Annotated in this window: 9 protein-coding genes, 5 rRNA genes and 1 pseudogene; 8 read left to right on the plus strand and 7 right to left on the minus strand. The window is 61.0% G+C overall.

Annotation, left to right across the window (positions count from 1 at the left end):
• Window positions 1-326 precede the first annotated feature (326 nt).
• Both K254_RS0120270 and rrf (K254_RS0120275) read left to right on the plus strand, forming a co-directional pair.
• Window positions 327-3,457 (plus strand): 23S ribosomal RNA (locus K254_RS0120270).
• Between the two features lie 250 nt (window positions 3,458-3,707).
• Window positions 3,708-3,824: ribosomal RNA gene (rrf, locus tag K254_RS0120275) — 5S ribosomal RNA — on the plus strand.
• Window positions 3,825-5,791: 1,967 nt separating this feature from the next.
• Here the strand turns inward: rrf (K254_RS0120275) and K254_RS0120280 are convergent.
• Window positions 5,792-6,259: an SRPBCC family protein gene (locus tag K254_RS0120280; protein ID WP_196811022.1), complete on the minus strand. Its 468-nt coding sequence runs from the start codon at window positions 6,257-6,259 to the stop codon at window positions 5,792-5,794.
• 702 nt (window positions 6,260-6,961) lie between these two features.
• On the opposite strand from K254_RS0120280, the gene K254_RS0120285 reads away from it, so the two are divergent.
• The 3 genes from K254_RS0120285 (at window position 6,962) to rrf (K254_RS0120295) (ending at window position 12,509) form a co-directional block, all read left to right on the plus strand.
• A 16S ribosomal RNA gene (locus K254_RS0120285) occupies window positions 6,962-8,488 on the plus strand.
• Window positions 8,489-9,011: 523 nt separating this feature from the next.
• A 23S ribosomal RNA gene (locus K254_RS0120290) occupies window positions 9,012-12,142 on the plus strand.
• A gap of 250 nt (window positions 12,143-12,392) precedes the next feature.
• Window positions 12,393-12,509: ribosomal RNA gene (rrf, locus tag K254_RS0120295) — 5S ribosomal RNA — on the plus strand.
• The 16S, 23S and 5S rRNA genes sit together here, the layout of an rRNA operon.
• 106 nt (window positions 12,510-12,615) lie before the next feature.
• Here the strand turns inward: rrf (K254_RS0120295) and K254_RS0120300 are convergent.
• Both K254_RS0120300 and istB read right to left on the minus strand, forming a co-directional pair.
• Window positions 12,616-13,164: a dihydrofolate reductase family protein gene (locus tag K254_RS0120300; RefSeq protein WP_026556879.1), complete on the minus strand. Its 549-nt coding sequence runs from the start codon at window positions 13,162-13,164 to the stop codon at window positions 12,616-12,618.
• Between the two features lie 68 nt (window positions 13,165-13,232).
• Window positions 13,233-13,751, minus strand: a pseudogene (gene istB, locus K254_RS24475) (IS21-like element helper ATPase IstB); the annotation flags it as partial.
• Between the two features lie 27 nt (window positions 13,752-13,778).
• On the opposite strand from istB, the gene K254_RS0120315 reads away from it, so the two are divergent.
• Window positions 13,779-14,965, plus strand: a protein-coding gene (locus K254_RS0120315) for an IS3 family transposase (RefSeq protein ID WP_155848402.1) whose coding sequence is annotated in 2 segments (ribosomal slippage) — window positions 13,779-14,034 and window positions 14,034-14,965 — 1,188 coding nt in all. Because the reading frame shifts where the segments join, the coding sequence is not laid out codon by codon here.
• An 8-nt stretch (window positions 14,966-14,973) separates the two neighbouring features.
• On the opposite strand, the gene K254_RS24480 is transcribed toward K254_RS0120315, so the two are convergent.
• Window positions 14,974-15,309: an ATP-binding protein gene (locus K254_RS24480; RefSeq protein WP_081710284.1), complete on the minus strand. Its 336-nt coding sequence runs from the start codon at window positions 15,307-15,309 to the stop codon at window positions 14,974-14,976.
• The gene (gene istA / locus K254_RS0120325; protein ID WP_026556880.1) at window positions 15,306-16,550 is read right to left on the minus strand and encodes an IS21 family transposase; all 1,245 of its coding nucleotides are present in this window, start codon (window positions 16,548-16,550) and stop codon (window positions 15,306-15,308) included. Before istA ends, K254_RS24480 begins: the two co-directional genes overlap by 4 nt.
• Window positions 16,551-16,878: 328 nt before the next feature.
• Here istA and K254_RS0120330 point away from each other — a divergent pair, with 328 nt between their 5' ends.
• Entirely contained in the window at window positions 16,879-17,238 is a 360-nt protein-coding gene (locus K254_RS0120330) for a hypothetical protein (protein WP_155848640.1), read from the plus strand.
• Window positions 17,239-17,387: 149 nt separating this feature from the next.
• Here the strand turns inward: K254_RS0120330 and K254_RS0120335 are convergent, their stop codons facing one another.
• Window positions 17,388-18,416, minus strand: coding sequence for a LacI family DNA-binding transcriptional regulator (locus tag K254_RS0120335; protein WP_026556882.1), 1,029 nt, complete (start codon window positions 18,414-18,416; stop codon window positions 17,388-17,390).
• A gap of 8 nt (window positions 18,417-18,424) precedes the next feature.
• Window positions 18,425-20,167, minus strand: coding sequence for a glycoside hydrolase family 13 protein (locus K254_RS0120340; protein WP_035750421.1), 1,743 nt, complete (start codon window positions 20,165-20,167; stop codon window positions 18,425-18,427).
• Window positions 20,168-20,394: 227 nt separating this feature from the next.
• Between K254_RS0120340 and K254_RS0120345 the strand changes: the two genes are divergently transcribed.
• Window positions 20,395-21,684 carry a sugar ABC transporter substrate-binding protein gene (locus K254_RS0120345; RefSeq protein ID WP_026556884.1) on the plus strand — a complete coding sequence of 430 codons (1,290 nt, stop codon included), beginning with the start codon at window positions 20,395-20,397 and terminating at the stop codon, window positions 21,682-21,684.
• Window positions 21,685-21,770 lie beyond the last annotated feature (86 nt).

Here is a 21,770-nt window from a genome sequence, read left to right on the forward strand (position 1 = left end):
GGTGGCTCCCTGATGGGAATCGTTTGGCACACTGTTGGGTCCTGAGGCAACAGGAACCCGCCGCGCTTTGGCGTGCCGGGTTGGTTGTTGGCTTGGTTTCCTGCGCACGACCCCTTCCCGGGTCGCACCGCACACCTTCAGGGGTGTGCCGGTTCCGGGTGGTGGTGTGTGACGGGGTTGTTGGTTGAGAACTACATAGTGGACGCGAGCATCTTATAAAGGAAGCAATTTCTTATGAGTTGATGAACCTGGATCTGGCACACACGTGTGTGTGCTTGTTTTCATGGTTCTCTCGAATAATTATTTTGAATTCTGTGATCTTTAGTGGTCAAGTTTTTAAGAGCACACGGTGGATGCCTTGGCATTAGGAGCCGAAGAAGGACGTAGGAATCTGCGATAAGCCTCGGGGAGTTGATAACCGAACGGTGATCCGAGGATGTCCGAATGGGGAAACCCCGCCACGCGCTGCAAGGTGACGTGGTGACCCATGCCTGAACACATAGGGCATGTGGAGGGAACGTGGGGAAGTGAAACATCTCAGTACCCACAGGAAGAGAAAACAATAGTGATTCCGTCAGTAGTGGCGAGCGAACGCGGACGAGGCTAAACCGGTCCATGTGTGATAGCCGGCGGGCGTTGCATGGTCGGGGTTGTGGGACTTTCCATTCCAGTTCTGCCGGACTGGTGAGGTGAGAGTGTAGGCATAGGTGAACGGTCTTGAAAGGCCGACCGGAGAGGGTGCAAGTCCCGTAACCGAAATGCTTGTTACACCGCCTGGAGAGTATCCCAAGTAGCACGGGGCCCGAGAAATCCCGTGCGAATCTGTCAGGACCACCTGATAAGCCTAAATACTACCTAATGACCGATAGCGGACAAGTACCGTGAGGGAAAGGTGAAAAGTACCCCGGGAGGGGAGTGAAATAGTACCTGAAACCGTGTGCTTACAAACCGTCAGAGCAGGCTTGGTTCCTGTGATGGCGTGCCTTTTGAAGAATGAGCCTGCGAGTTAGTGTTACGTCGCGAGGTTAACCCGTGTGGGGAAGCCGTAGCGAAAGCGAGTCTGAATAGGGCGAGTGAGTGGCGTGATCTAGACCCGAAGCGAAGTGATCTACCCATGGCCAGGTTGAAGCGACGGTAAGACGTCGTGGAGGACCGAACCCACTTCAGTTGAAAATGGAGGGGATGAGCTGTGGGTAGGGGTGAAAGGCCAATCAAACTTCGTGATAGCTGGTTCTCCCCGAAATGCATTTAGGTGCAGCGTTGCGTGTTTCTTGCCGGAGGTAGAGCTACTGGATGGCCGATGGGCCCTACAAGGTTACTGACGTCAGCCAAACTCCGAATGCCGGCAAGTGAGAGCGCAGCAGTGAGACTGTGGGGGATAAGCTTCATAGTCGAGAGGGAAACAGCCCAGACCACCAACTAAGGCCCCTAAGCGTGTGCTAAGTGGGAAAGGATGTGGGATTGCGAAGACAACCAGGAGGTTGGCTTAGAAGCAGCCACCCTTAAAAGAGTGCGTAATAGCTCACTGGTCAAGTGATTCCGCGCCGACAATGTAGCGGGGCTCAAGTACACCGCCGAAGTTGTGGATTTCGTATAGTAGACAAGCCTTCGTGGTTCAGTCGTACGGAGTGGTAGGGGAGCGTCGTGTGGGCAGTGAAGTCGCGGTGTAAACCAGCGGTGGAGCCCACACGAGTGAGAATGCAGGCATGAGTAGCGAAAGACGGGTGAGAAACCCGTCCGCCGAATGATCAAGGGTTCCAGGGTCAAGCTAATCTGCCCTGGGTAAGTCGGGACCTAAGGCGAGGCCGACAGGCGTAGTCGATGGACAACGGGTTGATATTCCCGTACCGGCGAAAAACCGCCAATACCAAGCAGGGGACACTAACCGCCCGAGACCTGCCCGACCGCCCTTGTGGTGGAAGGGTTTTGGTGGAGCGCGGGACCTGATCCTGGGAGGTAAGCGTATTAACAGGTGTGACGCAGGAAGGTAGCCGAGCCGGGCGATGGTTGTCCCGGTCTAAGGATGTAGGGCGGGCCGTAGGCAAATCCGCGGCCCTTAAATGCCTGAGATCTGATGGGACTCCCGTAAAGGGGGGATTCGGTGATCCTATGCTGCCTAGAAAAGCATCGGCGCGAGGTTTTAGCCGCCCGTACCCCAAACCGACACAGGTGATCAGGTAGAGAATACTAAGGCGATCGAGAGAATTATGGTTAAGGAACTCGGCAAAATGCCCCCGTAACTTCGGGAGAAGGGGGGCCCCACCCGTGATGGAACTTTTCGTTCCGGAGCGGTTCAGGGCCGCAGAGACCAGGGGGAAGCGACTGTTTACTAAAAACACAGGTCCGTGCGAAGTCGCAAGACGATGTATACGGACTGACTCCTGCCCGGTGCTGGAAGGTTAAGAGGACCGGTTAGCCGCAAGGCGAAGCTGAGAATTTAAGCCCCAGTAAACGGCGGTGGTAACTATAACCATCCTAAGGTAGCGAAATTCCTTGTCGGGTAAGTTCCGACCTGCACGAATGGAGTAACGACTTCCCCGCTGTCTCAACCATAAACTCGGCGAAATTGCAGTACGAGTAAAGATGCTCGTTACGCGCAGCAGGACGGAAAGACCCCGAGACCTTTACTATAGTTTGGTATTGGTGTTCGGAGTGGCTTGTGTAGGATAGGTGGGAGACTGTGAAGCTGCAACGCTAGTTGTGGTGGAGTCATCGTTGAAATACCACTCTGGTCACTTTGGACATCTAACTTCGGCCCGTAATCCGGGTCAGGGACAGTGCCTGATGGGTAGTTTAACTGGGGCGGTTGCCTCCTAAAGAGTAACGGAGGCGCCCAAAGGTTCCCTCAGCCTGGTTGGCAATCAGGTGTCGAGTGTAAGTGCACAAGGGAGCTTGACTGTGAGAGAGACATCTCGAGCAGGGACGAAAGTCGGGACTAGTGATCCGGCGGCACATTGTGGAATGGCCGTCGCTCAACGGATAAAAGGTACCTCGGGGATAACAGGCTGATCTTGCCCAAGAGTCCATATCGACGGCATGGTTTGGCACCTCGATGTCGGCTCGTCGCATCCTGGGGCTGGAGTAGGTCCCAAGGGTTGGGCTGTTCGCCCATTAAAGCGGTACGCGAGCTGGGTTTAGAACGTCGTGAGACAGTTCGGTCCCTATCCGCTGCGCGCGCAGGAAATTTGAGAAGGGCTGTCCTTAGTACGAGAGGACCGGGACGGACGAACCTCTGGTGTGTCAGTTGTACTGCCAAGTGCACCGCTGATTAGCTACGTTCGGATGGGATAACCGCTGAAAGCATCTAAGCGGGAAGCTCGCTTCGAGATGAGATTTCCATGGACCTTGTGTCCGAGAGGCTCCCAGCCAGACCACTGGGTTGATAGGCCGGATGTGGAAGCGAGGACTAACGACTCGTGAAGCTGACCGGTACTAATAAGCCGATAACTTACACCACACCCTCCCTGGGTGGACCCGTTCTTCAAAAGGGGTCCACCATATTTGAAGGGGTGGGAAGGTCACTGCATGCTTGCGTCCACTATGTGGTTCCCGACCAACAACTTGTCGTTGTTGGCAGGGGACGAACGCCACACGTTGATCGTGGGATCCTGTTCGGGTCCCGGGTCGGGGTGTGGGATAATTGAATGAAACGTCATCGTTTCCCTAGTTTTCCCCGCCGGGTCCGTCCTGGTGTGTGGAGGTAGAGTTACGGCGGTCATAGCGTGGGGGAAACGCCCGGTCCCATTCCGAACCCGGAAGCTAAGGCCCACAGCGCCGATGGTACTGCACTCGTGAGGGTGTGGGAGAGTAGGACACCGCCGGACAACCATTAAAGGGGGGGCCCCGCACCACTGGTGCGGGGCCCTTCCGCTGTTGACACGGCACCTGCGAAGGGCCGCACCCCCACCCGGGGTGCGGCCCTTTCGTCATTTAACAACGTTCAACCAGGGCCCGGGTGCCCCCGGCAGGATGCTGCGGAGGCGCCGGCACACCGCATCACGTGCAAGGCCCGCCGTGGTGTGGGGAACAACACGGCCCCACGGCACCCGGGCGGGCCGGCCACGGCCACCAGCTCCACGCAGCCGCACCGGACCTGGACACGCCCCTGCCGCCAACGGACGCCGGGTCCGCCACCACACACCGGGACCACGGCTGCAAAAATCGCGCCTGGTCATCCCCAGCTGCTCCCATTGCTCGCAAGCTCGCGATGGGTCCCTTGCAGCCGCGGGCCCAATTTCCGCGCCCGGGGGACGGACAGGAAAATGACGACCAGGCGCGATTCTGGGTAGGGGGCCGTTCGGGTGGCCTGCAGCCGGACGGAGCACGGAACCGGCTACAGGACCGGCAGCGGGGCGGTTTCGGATGCGGCTGCACGCCCCATTCTGTGCAGGAGCCGCCGCGGTGTGGGCAGAAACACGGCCGCACGGCACCCGGAGCAACCCAGCCAGCGTCACTCCCTGCACCAACGGTTGTGTCCAGCTGCCGTGCCCGGCGGGCGCATGCAGATATGACAAGCAGGCGCGACCCTTGTGCTTTGATGCGACACTCGCAGCAAAGACGGCAAGAAATGTTGTGGGGTGGGCCCAAACCGTTGGCTGTAGAACTCGGATGGGGTACTTCTACCGTGACCAAAGGAATCGGCTCAGGCTGCACCGGGAATTCTTGAGGCCCTACGTAACCAAGGTCACGCCATGGGCCCTGGAATCACGCCGTCGAGCAGGGGAGCCAGATGCGCAGCACCTGGTCTGGTGGCAGAGCAGTGATGAAGCACATCCGGCCACGGCAACCAGACTTGCCGGCAAAGTCGCTGATAGACGGCGTGAGGGTTGCGTGTCAGCGTCCATGGAAGACTGCCAATAGGGGGCCACGAGAGCGCCCGCTGATGGCCATGCGATCTGCGCGCTTCCCTTTCGCGGAGGAAGTCAGCGGCCGGGTGTCCTCCTCGATCCCGGCCCCGACCCAGCAGGCGCTGAGGAAGATCCGGGCCAGCTCATTCGCCCCCAACGCACCGATGCCAGCGTCACCAAGGCCGTCGCCCGGGTGCTGCGCTGCTGATCTGGTTGTGGATGCCCCTCCTGCGAGAAACGCTCCATTGCGATCGACTCCAGCCTTCATCCTGCAGGCCTCGGGGAGCTCATGCCCAAGACCCAGGCCACGGCAACGGTTGACCGGCTTCTGCACCACGCCAACGTCTGCCAAACCAATGGGTACGCCGTCAGACTGACCCCGGCCCAGACCAGGCCCAAGCGCTGGCAGGGAAGGGAATGATGCAACTCAAAAGCCCGGAGCGGAATGGCCACCCACCACCGTCAATTGCGTGGGCAGATCTCATGGCCATATCCGGGCATTTCTACTGGCCGCTGATGGCCAGAAGCCAATAGCCCTTGAGAGTTGCGTCCCGCTGTATGTGGAAGCCGTGGCTCGCCAAGTTGTCCCACTGACGCAAGGGGCCATCGGGCAATGGTCAGAGGGCACCAATCAAAGTCGGTTAGAGCAAGACCCAAACACACGACGGACCTCGACCAGTCTTCCTTGTCGAGTCGCCGGGGCAATTGTCCACATCGGGGAACCGAGGCAGTCCACCGTGATGTGGACATGCGCGGCGCCGGCACACGGATATCGCTCGTGAGGTGGGCCGATGACCCGGGCCTTGGTTGATGTATTAGCACGCCTGCGCTATATGGTGCTTCTGGCCGATATGCAGGTACTGCGCCTGCATATTGACGTATGCAATGCGCGATGGCTGCCCTGGCCGTTCGGCTGGCGCGCGCCCGAGGGGATTGCCCGGGCCCTATGTGGCTTCAGCCTGCTTGCGAATCAGCCCGGCCAGCCATTCGGCGGTGAGCTTGAGCGCGTCCAGTTCACGACGGTTGCAGTCATCGATGGCCTGCCGGGCTGACATGACGATGTCGGGATCACCTGATACCTCAAAGTCATGCTGAATTGTCACGATGGCACCGGTCTCGCCATCGGCAACTGTCCATTCTCCAATGAGGAGTTGCAGGGGTTCCTCGACATCAACTTGTTGAAAGAAGATGGTCCCGTTGTTAGGATCCAACGTCCTGGCCACAAGGCACGAGCTCAGCTCGCCGCCGATCACCACCGATATGCGAATGGTGTGCTCGTTGGCCCCTCCATCTACCTGCTCCTTGTAGATGGTGAGCCCGCTGACGCTTGCCCAGTGGGCAGAATCCCGCAGCGCCTCGAAAACCACACTCGCTGGGGCGTCAATGGCGATCCCGTGCGTGGTTGTCTCCATAGTGGTAGCCATCTGTTCCTTCAATCGTGGACCTTAGTACGTAAGGCTAGGACTTCTGCAGCTCGAAACCATGGGTTTGCTTACGATGGCGCAACACACGTTCACAAGGGGTCATCTTCCTCTGCGGCGAACGGTGCCAGCCGGCCCCTTTGCGGCGAACGGTGCCAGCCGGCCCCTTTGCTGCGACATGTGCGCAGCAAAGGGTCGTTGAATGGGGCGGGATGGACCTCTGTCTGTTTCTCGATTTGCGTGTTCCCGCAAAGGTGTGTAAAGTATTTCGAGTTGCCCCGGACGCCGGGGAAACGAAAAACCCCCCTTGTGAACAGCCGGTGGAACATCCGGTGGTTCACCGCGCCCCGAGTTTTCAATCATTTCATGTGGTTGGCGGACTCGGCGGGACGCAGAGGAGGAAAAGCCGATTTGACTTCATGGAAGTTGATCGGGTAAGTTTGAAAAGTTGCTCCGGCACTGATCGCCGCGGAAACCGTGATGGTTTCCAGGATGTGCGTGTTGGCCGGAAGCTCCTGTTGTTTGAGAACTCAATAGTGTGCCAAGTTTTATTGATACCAATCATTTATTAATTGGTTATCTGGACCGTTGGCCCCACCCCCGTGGTGGCGGCGGTCCGTTTAGCTGGTTTCAAATTTAGTGCACCACCACCTGCTCCTTTTCCGGGCGGTGGGGGTGTGTCTGTAATAAACATTTATGGAGAGTTTGATCCTGGCTCAGGATGAACGCTGGCGGCGTGCTTAACACATGCAAGTCGAACGATGACCCCCAGCTTGCTGGGGTGATTAGTGGCGAACGGGTGAGTAACACGTGAGTAACCTGCCCTTAACTCTGGGATAAGCCTGGGAAACCGGGTCTAATACCGGATATTTACCCCCTGCCGCATGGTGTGGGGGTGGAAAGCCTTGTGCGGTTTTGGATGGACTCGCGGCCTATCAGCTTGTTGGTGAGGTAATGGCTCACCAAGGCGACGACGGGTAGCCGGCCTGAGAGGGTGACCGGCCACACTGGGACTGAGACACGGCCCAGACTCCTACGGGAGGCAGCAGTGGGGAATATTGCACAATGGGCGAAAGCCTGATGCAGCGACGCCGCGTGAGGGATGACGGCCTTCGGGTTGTAAACCTCTTTCAGTAGGGAAGAAGCGAAAGTGACGGTACCTGCAGAAGAAGCGCCGGCTAACTACGTGCCAGCAGCCGCGGTAATACGTAGGGCGCAAGCGTTATCCGGAATTATTGGGCGTAAAGAGCTCGTAGGCGGTTTGTCGCGTCTGCCGTGAAAGTCCGGGGCTCAACCCCGGATCTGCGGTGGGTACGGGCAGACTAGAGTGATGTAGGGGAGACTGGAATTCCTGGTGTAGCGGTGAAATGCGCAGATATCAGGAGGAACACCGATGGCGAAGGCAGGTCTCTGGGCATTAACTGACGCTGAGGAGCGAAAGCATGGGGAGCGAACAGGATTAGATACCCTGGTAGTCCATGCCGTAAACGTTGGGCACTAGGTGTGGGGGACATTCCACGTTTTCCGCGCCGTAGCTAACGCATTAAGTGCCCCGCCTGGGGAGTACGGCCGCAAGGCTAAAACTCAAAGGAATTGACGGGGGCCCGCACAAGCGGCGGAGCATGCGGATTAATTCGATGCAACGCGAAGAACCTTACCAAGGCTTGACATGAACCGGAAACGCCTGGAAACAGGCGCCCCACTTGTGGTCGGTTTACAGGTGGTGCATGGTTGTCGTCAGCTCGTGTCGTGAGATGTTGGGTTAAGTCCCGCAACGAGCGCAACCCTCGTTCCATGTTGCCAGCGGGTTATGCCGGGGACTCATGGGAGACTGCCGGGGTCAACTCGGAGGAAGGTGGGGACGACGTCAAATCATCATGCCCCTTATGTCTTGGGCTTCACGCATGCTACAATGGCCGGTACAAAGGGTTGCGATACTGTGAGGTGGAGCTAATCCCAAAAAGCCGGTCTCAGTTCGGATTGGGGTCTGCAACTCGACCCCATGAAGTCGGAGTCGCTAGTAATCGCAGATCAGCAACGCTGCGGTGAATACGTTCCCGGGCCTTGTACACACCGCCCGTCAAGTCACGAAAGTTGGTAACACCCGAAGCCGGTGGCCTAACCCCTTGTGGGAGGGAGCTGTCGAAGGTGGGACTGGCGATTGGGACTAAGTCGTAACAAGGTAGCCGTACCGGAAGGTGCGGCTGGATCACCTCCTTTCTAAGGAGCACCAAGCACCCACGCCCCGACGCATGTTGGTGGTGGTGGTGTGAGGAAGCAAAGCCCATTGCGAGAACGCAAGTTTCTCGGTGGGTGCTCAAGGGTGGAATATCAATGAAGCAGACCCCTGGTGGGTGGCACCGGTCGTCCCAGTACGAATGCTGCGCTTGCGCAGGGTTCTGGAAGAGACATCGACCGGTGGCTCCCTGATGGGAATCGTTTGGCACACTGTTGGGTCCTGAGGCAACAGGAACCCGCCGCGCTTTGGCGTGCCGGGTTGGTTGTTGGCTTGGTTTCCTGCGCACGACCCCTTCCCGGGTCGCACCGCACACCTTCAGGGGTGTGCCGGTTCCGGGTGGTGGTGTGTGACGGGGTTGTTGGTTGAGAACTACATAGTGGACGCGAGCATCTTATAAAGGAAGCAATTTCTTATGAGTTGATGAACCTGGATCTGGCACACACGTGTGTGTGCTTGTTTTCATGGTTCTCTCGAATAATTATTTTGAATTCTGTGATCTTTAGTGGTCAAGTTTTTAAGAGCACACGGTGGATGCCTTGGCATTAGGAGCCGAAGAAGGACGTAGGAATCTGCGATAAGCCTCGGGGAGTTGATAACCGAACGGTGATCCGAGGATGTCCGAATGGGGAAACCCCGCCACGCGCTGCAAGGTGACGTGGTGACCCATGCCTGAACACATAGGGCATGTGGAGGGAACGTGGGGAAGTGAAACATCTCAGTACCCACAGGAAGAGAAAACAATAGTGATTCCGTCAGTAGTGGCGAGCGAACGCGGACGAGGCTAAACCGGTCCATGTGTGATAGCCGGCGGGCGTTGCATGGTCGGGGTTGTGGGACTTTCCATTCCAGTTCTGCCGGACTGGTGAGGTGAGAGTGTAGGCATAGGTGAACGGTCTTGAAAGGCCGACCGGAGAGGGTGCAAGTCCCGTAACCGAAATGCTTGTTACACCGCCTGGAGAGTATCCCAAGTAGCACGGGGCCCGAGAAATCCCGTGCGAATCTGTCAGGACCACCTGATAAGCCTAAATACTACCTAATGACCGATAGCGGACAAGTACCGTGAGGGAAAGGTGAAAAGTACCCCGGGAGGGGAGTGAAATAGTACCTGAAACCGTGTGCTTACAAACCGTCAGAGCAGGCTTGGTTCCTGTGATGGCGTGCCTTTTGAAGAATGAGCCTGCGAGTTAGTGTTACGTCGCGAGGTTAACCCGTGTGGGGAAGCCGTAGCGAAAGCGAGTCTGAATAGGGCGAGTGAGTGGCGTGATCTAGACCCGAAGCGAAGTGATCTACCCATGGCCAGGTTGAAGCGACGGTAAGACGTCGTGGAGGACCGAACCCACTTCAGTTGAAAATGGAGGGGATGAGCTGTGGGTAGGGGTGAAAGGCCAATCAAACTTCGTGATAGCTGGTTCTCCCCGAAATGCATTTAGGTGCAGCGTTGCGTGTTTCTTGCCGGAGGTAGAGCTACTGGATGGCCGATGGGCCCTACAAGGTTACTGACGTCAGCCAAACTCCGAATGCCGGCAAGTGAGAGCGCAGCAGTGAGACTGTGGGGGATAAGCTTCATAGTCGAGAGGGAAACAGCCCAGACCACCAACTAAGGCCCCTAAGCGTGTGCTAAGTGGGAAAGGATGTGGGATTGCGAAGACAACCAGGAGGTTGGCTTAGAAGCAGCCACCCTTAAAAGAGTGCGTAATAGCTCACTGGTCAAGTGATTCCGCGCCGACAATGTAGCGGGGCTCAAGTACACCGCCGAAGTTGTGGATTTCGTATAGTAGACAAGCCTTCGTGGTTCAGTCGTACGGAGTGGTAGGGGAGCGTCGTGTGGGCAGTGAAGTCGCGGTGTAAACCAGCGGTGGAGCCCACACGAGTGAGAATGCAGGCATGAGTAGCGAAAGACGGGTGAGAAACCCGTCCGCCGAATGATCAAGGGTTCCAGGGTCAAGCTAATCTGCCCTGGGTAAGTCGGGACCTAAGGCGAGGCCGACAGGCGTAGTCGATGGACAACGGGTTGATATTCCCGTACCGGCGAAAAACCGCCAATACCAAGCAGGGGACACTAACCGCCCGAGACCTGCCCGACCGCCCTTGTGGTGGAAGGGTTTTGGTGGAGCGCGGGACCTGATCCTGGGAGGTAAGCGTATTAACAGGTGTGACGCAGGAAGGTAGCCGAGCCGGGCGATGGTTGTCCCGGTCTAAGGATGTAGGGCGGGCCGTAGGCAAATCCGCGGCCCTTAAATGCCTGAGATCTGATGGGACTCCCGTAAAGGGGGGATTCGGTGATCCTATGCTGCCTAGAAAAGCATCGGCGCGAGGTTTTAGCCGCCCGTACCCCAAACCGACACAGGTGATCAGGTAGAGAATACTAAGGCGATCGAGAGAATTATGGTTAAGGAACTCGGCAAAATGCCCCCGTAACTTCGGGAGAAGGGGGGCCCCACCCGTGATGGAACTTTTCGTTCCGGAGCGGTTCAGGGCCGCAGAGACCAGGGGGAAGCGACTGTTTACTAAAAACACAGGTCCGTGCGAAGTCGCAAGACGATGTATACGGACTGACTCCTGCCCGGTGCTGGAAGGTTAAGAGGACCGGTTAGCCGCAAGGCGAAGCTGAGAATTTAAGCCCCAGTAAACGGCGGTGGTAACTATAACCATCCTAAGGTAGCGAAATTCCTTGTCGGGTAAGTTCCGACCTGCACGAATGGAGTAACGACTTCCCCGCTGTCTCAACCATAAACTCGGCGAAATTGCAGTACGAGTAAAGATGCTCGTTACGCGCAGCAGGACGGAAAGACCCCGAGACCTTTACTATAGTTTGGTATTGGTGTTCGGAGTGGCTTGTGTAGGATAGGTGGGAGACTGTGAAGCTGCAACGCTAGTTGTGGTGGAGTCATCGTTGAAATACCACTCTGGTCACTTTGGACATCTAACTTCGGCCCGTAATCCGGGTCAGGGACAGTGCCTGATGGGTAGTTTAACTGGGGCGGTTGCCTCCTAAAGAGTAACGGAGGCGCCCAAAGGTTCCCTCAGCCTGGTTGGCAATCAGGTGTCGAGTGTAAGTGCACAAGGGAGCTTGACTGTGAGAGAGACATCTCGAGCAGGGACGAAAGTCGGGACTAGTGATCCGGCGGCACATTGTGGAATGGCCGTCGCTCAACGGATAAAAGGTACCTCGGGGATAACAGGCTGATCTTGCCCAAGAGTCCATATCGACGGCATGGTTTGGCACCTCGATGTCGGCTCGTCGCATCCTGGGGCTGGAGTAGGTCCCAAGGGTTGGGCTGTTCGCCCATTAAAGCGGTACGCGAGCTGGGTTTAGAACGTCGTGAGACAGTTCGGTCCCTATCCGCTGCGCGCGCAGGAAATTTGAGAAGGGCTGTCCTTAGTACGAGAGGACCGGGACGGACGAACCTCTGGTGTGTCAGTTGTACTGCCAAGTGCACCGCTGATTAGCTACGTTCGGATGGGATAACCGCTGAAAGCATCTAAGCGGGAAGCTCGCTTCGAGATGAGATTTCCATGGACCTTGTGTCCGAGAGGCTCCCAGCCAGACCACTGGGTTGATAGGCCGGATGTGGAAGCGAGGACTAACGACTCGTGAAGCTGACCGGTACTAATAAGCCGATAACTTACACCACACCCTCCCTGGGTGGACCCGTTCTTCAAAAGGGGTCCACCATATTTGAAGGGGTGGGAAGGTCACTGCATGCTTGCGTCCACTATGTGGTTCCCGACCAACAACTTGTCGTTGTTGGCAGGGGACGAACGCCACACGTTGATCGTGGGATCCTGTTCGGGTCCCGGGTCGGGGTGTGGGATAATTGAATGAAACGTCATCGTTTCCCTAGTTTTCCCCGCCGGGTCCGTCCTGGTGTGTGGAGGTAGAGTTACGGCGGTCATAGCGTGGGGGAAACGCCCGGTCCCATTCCGAACCCGGAAGCTAAGGCCCACAGCGCCGATGGTACTGCACTCGTGAGGGTGTGGGAGAGTAGGACACCGCCGGACAACCATTAAAGGGGGGGCCCCGCACCACTGGTGCGGGGCCCTTCCGCTGTTGACACGGCACCTGCGAAGGGCCGCACCCCCACCCGGGGTGCGGCCCTTTCGTCATTTAACGGCGCACCGGATAGCGCAGGTGGAGCACCCGGTTGTCTTGAATCACTACGTCGGGATCCTCCAAGAGGTGCTGTGCGTGTTCCGACCCGAAGTGGCGCTTGCCGGACCCGAACACGACAGGTACGACATCCATGCGCACCTCATCGACCAGGCCCGCGGCTAGCACCTGGCCACCGACGCCGCCGGCGGCGACCTCGACGATGCGGTCGCCCGCGAGTTCCTGCGTCTTGGCCACGGCTCCCTCGACACCGTCGACGAAGTGGAAAGGCGCCTCGGGGTCCCAGCCCTCGGGTTTCGGCCGGTGCGTCACGACGACCACGTGGTCGACCCCGCCCGGAGGCTTTCCGTCCCAGCCGTCCGTCATGTCGAAGACCCGGCGGCCGACGATTGTCGCCCCGATCTGGTTCCAGTACGGCCGGGTGTAGTCGTAGGAGGTCTGCGACACCTTCAGTTCGCCGCTCTCGTCCAACGGGACGTCACCGCTGGACAACCACTCGAACAGCGGTCCGGGCTGGTCGTTCTCGTCCGCGATGAAGCCGTCCACCGACTGTCAACGCCAACCGAAAATAGGGCCATTGTTGCCAACTGAAAACTGGGCCACGGTGTGTTGTTTCAGTGTGCCAGATTCTGTGGCTTGATCCGGCCCTGAAGCCGGTAGCTGTTGCCGGTGAGGTTGATGACCTCGGCGTGGTGGACGATCCTGTCGATCATCGCCGAGGCGATCGTGGCGTCGCCGAACACGTCGGCCCAGCGGCTGAACGCCAGGTTGCTGGTCAGGATCAGCGAGGCCCTCTCGTAGCGGGAGGCGACGAGCTGGAAGAACAGGTTCGCGGAGTCCTGGTCAAACGGGATGTAGCCCACCTCGTCAATGACGAGGAGCTTGTAGCGGCGGAGTTTGGCCAGCTCGGCGGCCAACTGCCCGCGGGCGTGGGCCTCGGCCAGGCGGGCCACCCAGCCGGTCGCCGAGTCGAAGAGGACCCGGTGCCCGGCCTGGGCGGCCCGGGTCGCAATCCCGACCGCGAGATGGGTTTTCCCGGTGCCCGGCGGGCCCAGCAGCACGACGTTCTTCGCCTCCTCCAGGAACTGGGCTGCTGTGGAGATTTCGGACAGCGGGACCCCATGAAATGATGGGGACCACCGGAATGAGGAATGACCAGAATGTCATCAACACGACCCAGGTTCAGCCAGGAATTCAAGGATGAACTGTGCCGCGAAGTCATCGATTCGTCCAAGCCCATCAAGGCCGTCGCCACCGCATACGGTGTCGGCGCCGAGACGCTGCGCAGCTGGCTGAAGAAGTACCAGCAGGCGCACGGGGACACCGGGACGGAGCCGGAGCTGACCGTGTCCGAACGTGCCCGGCTCAAGGAGTTGGAACGTGAGAACCAGGAACTGAAGGCGGAGGCCGCGTTCCTAAAAAAAGCGGCCGCATACTTCGCACGGGAGCCACGGTAGTGGCGAAGTATGAATTCATCGACTCCTACGCTGCCGCCCCGAAGGCGCCGGCGGTGCTGATGATGTGCCGGTGGCTGGAGGTCTCCCGCTCCGGGTTCTACCACTGGCGCTCCCGCGCGGTCTCGGCCACCGCGGCCCGCAGGGCGGCGCTGGCGGTCCGGGTGCAGCATTTCTTCAAGGAATCGGACGGGACCTACGGGTACCGCCGGATCCACGCGGACCTGGCCGGCGGGGGCGTCGAATGCTCCCCGGAACTGGTGCGCCAGATCATGCGCCAGGAGGGGCTGGTGCCGTGCCAGCCACGGCCCTTCAGAACCACCACCGTCGCGGATGCCGACGCGGCCGCGGCGATGCCGGACCTGGTGAGGCGGGACTTCACCGCGGACCGCCCGGGCATCAAGTTCGTCGGCGACATCACGTACATCCACACGTGGCAGGGGTTCATCTACCTGGCCACGGTCATCGACTGCTATTCGAAGAAGGTCGCCGGCTGGGCGATCGAGGACCACATGCGCTCCGAACTCGTGGAACGGGCCCTGTCCAATGCCGCCGCGACGACCAGGATCGAGCCGGACGCGATTTGGCATTCGGACCGCGGAAGCGTGTACACCTCGGCGTCCTTCCGTGCGGTGGTCACCGGGCTGGGGATGCGGTCGTCCATGGGGAGGACCGGTGTCTGCTGGGACAACAGCCAGGCCGAGACCTTCTTCTCGGCCCTGAAAAACGAACGCGTGTACCGCACGACGTACGCCACGAAGGACCGGGCACGCAGGGACGTCATCCGCTACATCGAGGGGTTCTACAACAGCCGCAGACGCCATTCGGCCCTCGGTTACCGACGCCCGAATGAGGTCCACTATAGTTACCAGCAGCCGGCCACGGCAGCGTAGAAAAACCACTAATCCGCTGTCCGAAAACTCCTAAGCAGCCCAAACACCCCGGTGCCCAGATGGGCGATCAGGGACCGGTCCGCGGCCGGCTGGTGCTCGAAGTTGAAGTCCTCCAGCATCTTGTGGCCCGGGAACCTGGCGGCCTTGATCCGCAGCGCCGAACCGGAGGCCTCGCGTTCGGCAACCTCACGGGAGAGGACGGCGGCCAGATATTCCTCATGGGTCCAGCCCGCCTCCCGGGCGGTGTTGGCCAGGGGCCGGTAGCCGTCCCCGATCCGTGGGGCCCGCAGGGCGCGGGCGTAGTACTCAATGTCCTTCCCCGCACCAGCGGCCTGCGCCTTCATCCGGCCGCCCCGGCCAGCTCGCGGGCACGGCCGGCACTGGAGAGCCCGAAGGCCTCGTCATAGACCGAGAGGTCGCGTTCCTGAACGACCGCCTGCCCCGGCGGCCGCCGGGCCGCATTGGCGCGGTAGTCGCGGCGAAGCAGCGCGGCCTTGGCCACGTGGGCCGGATCGGTGAAGATCTGGTGCCTGGCCCATCGGCGTTCATGCCGGGCCAACACCGTGGTGCCAACGGTGACCGTGATCGTGTCCAAGTCCGCGGTGACCTGCACGATCCGCCCGATCGCCGACGGGTCCACCGAATAGTCGTTGGAGAACACGCGCACGTAGTAGTCCCTCGGCAGGCGCACCTCCTTGCGGAACACCGCCAACGGGGCGACCGGGCCCAGCGGGCGCATCGCGGCCCGGTCCGTGCCCACCAGGTCCGCCGGGGCGCCGTGGCGGGAACGGGTATAGCGGGCGTTGGCCTTGGGCAGCCACGCGTCGAGCTGGTCATTGAAGTCGTGCGGGTCAAGGAAGTCGCGCCCGGGCATGAACCCGCGGCGGAAGAATCCGTTCATCCGCTCCACCATGCCCTTGGACTCCGGATCCCTGGGCGGCAGCAGCTTGATCTCGGTGCCCAGCACCCCGGCGAATGCGCTGGCCGCCTCCGTGAGTTTGCCGCGGCCGATGCCGGTTTCGTTGTCCCACAGCAGCCTGGCCGGGACCGCGGCGGCGTCTTGGAGTAGTTCCCACATGCCACCGAGGAGGTCCTCGGTGGTGCGGGTGGGGATCATGCGGGCCTGCACGAACCCGGAGTACGTGGACGTCATCACCAGCACCGGCGGCTTGCCCTCCTGCCCATGGCCCAGGGGCAGCGGCTGGTGCGGGAACCACAGGTCGCACTGGACCGTTTTGCCAGGCTGGTGCACGAGCCGGTCCGCCGGGTCCGCCGGTGCGTACTCGGGCCTGATCGTCGCGATCTTGGCCCGGAACAGCGACGCGGACCCGACCCAGCCGACCCGTTCGGCCAGCACCGTGGCCGGCATCGTCGGCGTGCCGGCCAGCAGCCGGCGGACGTCCTTCTCGAACGTGTCGAACGAGGACCCGGCAGGTTTGCGGTCATACCGCGGGGCCGTCTCGGCGGCCAGGGCCCGGTCGACGGTTCCCCTCGAGACCCCGAGCTGTTTCGCCAGCTCCCGCTTGGAGATTCTCTCGTTCGCGTACCGGTGGCGGATAGTTGCCCAATCATCCAAAGTAATCACCTTCAATGGTGTCAGGTGGCCCCATTTTCAGTTGGCGATTCTGGCCCTATTTTCGGTTGGCGTCGACACCGACACCGAACCGTACATGACCACCTTGCCCACGGGGCACTCCTTTGCTTTGGGGTGCCCCATGCTAGCAGTCTGCCCAAAGCGGTGCTGCGTCCGCGCCCCTGGGTCGCAACAGGAGCGATCCTGTGGCCGATGGTCCGCTCCTCGACGACAGATCAAGGCCTCATGATGCGGCCCAGGATGGCTATATTAGTGTCAGCGGCATCACCAGAATCGTCATCCACGCCAGGGCAGACAGCACACCGGATGGGAATCCTTCGTGACAATTGAAAAGGATTTCTATCATCGAATCCTCGCCGACCCTCCAGCTCAGCTGCTAATGGACGGCGATGCTGTATATGTCGGTGTATCGGGCATTTACAAGGCAGCAAGAATCGCCGGAGACATGGGGTTGTTGATCCTCGGTCTGGACGGGTTGAGAGCTGACGGTGGGCATCTTTATCTCATGATCGACTTCATTGTGGACATGTCTGCCTCCGATGATGACCGGCCGTGGAGCGTCAAGGTTCATGCAGCCGTCGAAGCGCTCCGTGGCATAGAAGACGAGTGGAAGGACGGGCCGGACTTTGTCGAGTTTGTCTTTCTGGCTGAAGATCAAGACCCCTGGGAATATCGATGAAATTTCCCAGGGATTGGCAATAGTCGTTCACCCTTGGCTGGATTTCGCCTCGGACTTTTAAGAATGCAATTTCGAGTTCCCGGCATCGGGCCAATGGTGCCGGGCAACAGCCCGTGGACGTGCTGCAACGAGCCGGGCCAGGGAGCCGTCTAAAGAGCCTGCGGGACGGCTGTACTGTGGCGCACGATCAATCGGGTGGGGTAGGGCTCCGCCGTTGGTGAGTAGCTGTCGTCGGACTTTCGGTCCGTTTCCAAGCGCGCGAGCAGGCGGCGGGCCGCAAGGGCGCCCTGGCCGCGGGGGTCCTGGTCAATGGTGGTGAGGCCGAAGACCTCGCCGAGTTCGTGTCCATCAATGCCAACGACCGACAGGTCCGCGGGAACGCGCAGGCCGAAGTCGCGGGCGGCGAGGATGACACCGATGGCCATCTCGTCTGAGGCGGCGAAGACGGCGGTGGGCCGTTCTGCGGAGCCGCCCAGCAGCTGCCGGGCGCTCCTGTAGGCGCCCTGGACGGTGAAGTCTGCGGTGGCCCGCCATTCGGGGCGGATTTCGCAGCCTGCGGCACGGAGCGAGTCCTCATACCCGCCGCGGCGGGTGTGGGGGAGTTGGAAGTCCGCCTCGTACTCGGCGCTGCCGTTGATATGGGCGATGCGGGTGTGGCCGAGCCGGATCAGGTGGTCCGTGGCCGTCTTGGCCATGTGGTAGTCGTCCACGCTGAGGCTGTCGGCACCAGGCAGCGGGCCACCGATGCCAATGACGGGGCGGTGGATGGCCATGAGCTGGGCAATCTCCGCTTCGCTCAGCTCCAGGGACACGGCCATGACCGCGTCCAGGCGCTGGCGGAGCAGGAAGTCGCTCAGGACGCTCTTGCGGTGGCTCTCGTTCTGCCCTGTGGTGTACAGCGTGAGGTCGTAGCCGGCGTCGATGAGCTCGGAGGAGGCCCCGTCCACTACGGAGGAAAAGAACCACCGGTGGACGGCGGGGACGACGATGCCGACGTTGTGGTGGCGACCGGACGCCAGGCTGGACGCGGCATAGGAGAGGACGAATCCCACCTCTGCGGCCGCATCCAGGGCGCGCTGGCGGCTCTTTTCAGAGACGCTGCCCTTGCCAGCCAGCGCCCTCGAGACGGTGGCAATGGACAGGCCGGCCCGTTCGGCTACTTCTTTGATGCCGGCCACCGATTACCTCACCCAACTTCCAGAACTGGACTCAACCAGATGGTTTCCCCTGAGTTTAGTTGGTCGGTGGGGGCGGCCGAGGAATCAGACCGAATCAAGACGTCGCCGGCGGGCAGGTCCATCGGGGCACCGGAGGTGTTCAGCACCACGAGGGTGTTCCCGTTGAGGTAGGCGAGCGATGAATCGGAGCAGTAGCGCTCCGCCCACGCCAGCGAGCCCGCGCCAAGCCGCAGATCCCTGCGCAGCGCCAGCGCACCGGTGTAGAGGGCCAGATGGGACCTGTCGTCTGCGGCCTGGACGTCGCGGGCCAGCGCACGCCACGATTTCGGGAAGGGGAGCCACGGCGTTCCCTCGGAGGAGAATCCAACGTTGGTGTCCTCAGCGCGCCAGGGCAGCGGCACGCGGCAGCCGTCGCGGCCGATGCGTTCACCGCCGGTCCGCCCGAAGGTGGGGTCCTGGCGGTGCCCGTGATCCAGCGTCGTGTGGTCCGGGAGCCCCAGCTCCTCTCCCTGGTACAAGTAGGCGCCGCCCGGAAGGCCGAGCATGAACAACGACGACGCCGCCGCCCGGCGCCGCCCGAGTTCCAGGTTGGGCTGTACGTCGCCGGGGCCGATGCCGTCACCGCCACGGGGGAGTTGTCCATCCAATCCGAGCCGGGAGACGTGGCGGACCACGTCGTGGTTGGACAGCACCCACGTACTGGGGGCGCCCACCCGGCCCAGCGATCCCAGGGAGGCGTCGACCACCGCCCGCAGGGAGGGTGCGGAGAACTCCGCATTCAGATACGGGAAGTTGAACGCCTGGTGCATTTCGTCGGGCCGGACCCAATCGGCGAGCCTGTCCAGCGGATCCACGTTGGCCTCGGCGCACAGGATCTTGTCCTGCCCATACTCGGCCAAGACCTTGCGCCACTGGCGGTAGATGTCGTGCAGCGCGGGCTGGCCGAACATCGGCGCACGGTGCCCGGGGAATCCTTTGGAGCTGCCGCCGTCGGCCCTGCCGCCCCAATTGGGCAGCCCCTGGGCCTTGACCAGCGCGTGGGCCACGTCGACGCGGAAGCCGTCGACGCCGCGGTCCAGCCAGAAGCGCAGGATCCGCTCAAACTCGGCGTGGACGCGCGGGCTGTCCCAGTTGAAATCGGGCTGGGAGGAATCGAAGAGGTGGAGGTACCACTGGCCGGGGCCGCCGTCAGCGTCCGCCGTCCGGGTCCAGGCGGAGCCGCCAAAGTGGGATTCCCAGTCGTTGGGCGGCAGCTCGCCGGAGGCGCCGAGGCCGTCGCGGAAAATGAAGAGCTCACGCTCCGTGCTGCCGGCCGGTGCCGCCAGCGCTGCGGCAAAGAGCGGGTGCTCACTGGAGCAGTGGTTCGGCACCAGATCAACGATTACACGCAGATTTAGCACAGCTGCGCGGGAAACCAGCGCATCGAAATCGGCCAGCGTGCCAAAGAGCGGATCAACATCGCAGTAGTCGCTGACGTCGTAGCCGGCATCGCGCTGCGGCGAGGTAAAGAACGGTGAGAGCCAGACGGCGTCGACGCCCAGCGCGGCCAGATGGTGCAGCTCGGCCGTGATGCCCGGAAGATCGCCGATTCCATCGCCGTTCAAGTCGCGGAATGACCGCGGGTAGATCTGGTAGATCACCGAGGACCTGGACCAGTGCTCGTTGGCGCTGAGGGGGTGCACTTCGGTCAACTCGCCCAGGGCCATGGAGTGCGGCAGGGCGGCGGGCAACTGTGGGGGAGCGACAGACATGAGGGCAATCCTAGGATGAATTCGGCAGAAATGTAAACGCTCTCAAAAATCGATCGGCTGGGCAGGGCAGCGCATGGGTCTTTCGAGGTGGATCCCCGTCATTTCACATCATGGTGGTTTACAGATAGATTGGAAGCGCTTACAGTTGTGAGTCGTATCACGGATACGTCCACCGCTCGGGCCGATGAGCCGCCCGGTGGCCAATGGGACTTTACGAAGGGACACCAATGAAGGTGCAAGACGCCCTCACGACACCAATCAACCGCCGGGTATTCACCATTGGCGCGTTTTCAGCAGTTGCGGCCGTGGCTCTGAGCGCCTGCGGTGCCAACTCCACCGCCAGCAGCCCCGAGGGCACCGACCTCACCGCTTCCGGTGCGGCAACCATCACCATGTGGGTGGATGCCGAGCGTGCGCCGGCCCTGAAGGACATCACGGCCAAGTTCAAGGAAGACACCGGCATCGAGGTGAAGCTGGTGGTGAAGGACTTCGCCGCCGTCCGCGATGACTTCATCACCCAGGTGCCCACCGGCAAGGGGCCGGACCTGATTGTCGGCCCGCACGACTGGGTGGGCAAGTTCGTCCAGAACGGTGTCATCTCCCCGCTCCAGCTGGGCGACAAGGCGGCCGGCTTCCAGGAATCCGCCATCAAGGCCATGACGTACAACGGATCGCTGTACGGCGTCCCCTATGCGACAGAGAACATCGCGCTGCTGCGCAACACCGGCCTGGTGGCCACCGCGGCGGCAACCTTCGACGAGGTGCTGGCCAACGGCCAGAAGACCGTTGACGAGGGCAAGGCCAAGTTCGCGTTCCTGGTGGGGCTGGACCCCAAGCAGGCCGACCCGTACCACCTCTACCCGCTGCAGACCTCCATGGGGTCCTCCGTCTTCGGCCTCACGGCCGACGGCGGCTACGACCCCAAGAACCTGGTGCTGGGCGAGGCTGCCGGCATCGAGTTCGCCAAGAAGCTGGTGGCCTGGGGCGACACCGGCACCAAGGCGCTGAATTCCAACATCACCGGTGACATCGCCAAGGAGAAGTTCCTGGCCGGTGAGAGCGCCTACTACCTGACCGGCCCGTGGAACGTCCCGGACGCCGAGGCCAAGGGCATCAAGGTGGCCATCGATCCGCTGCCCACCGCCGGCGACCAGGAAGCCCGCCCGTTCATCGGCGTCAACGGCTTCTTCATCAGCGCCAAGAGCGCCAACGCCCTCGCGGCCAATGAGTTCGTCACCAACTACCTCTCCACCGAGGCGGCACAGGATTCCATGTTCACCGCCGGTGGCCGTCCGCCGGCCCTGAAGTCCTCCTTCGAGAAGGCCGCCAAGGACCCGATCGTTGCCGCCTTCGGCAAGATCGGCCAGGACGGCGTGCCCATGCCGGCCATCCCCGAGATGTCCGCCGTCTGGGCCGACTGGGGAGCCACCGAGCTGGCCCTGATCAAGGGCAACGCGGACCCCGCCACCGAGTGGGCCAAGATGGCCGCTTCCATCAAGGCCAAGATCGGCGCCTAGCCGTGCGTCTGGCGTTGCGGCTCCCCGGCTCGGGGAGCCGCAACGCCATCCGTTGTTGCCCCGCATGACCCAAGGAAGAGATCTGT

It is taken from the genome of Arthrobacter sp. 35W (assembly GCF_000482545.1).
Taxonomy (GTDB): Bacteria; Actinomycetota; Actinomycetes; order Actinomycetales; family Micrococcaceae; genus Specibacter.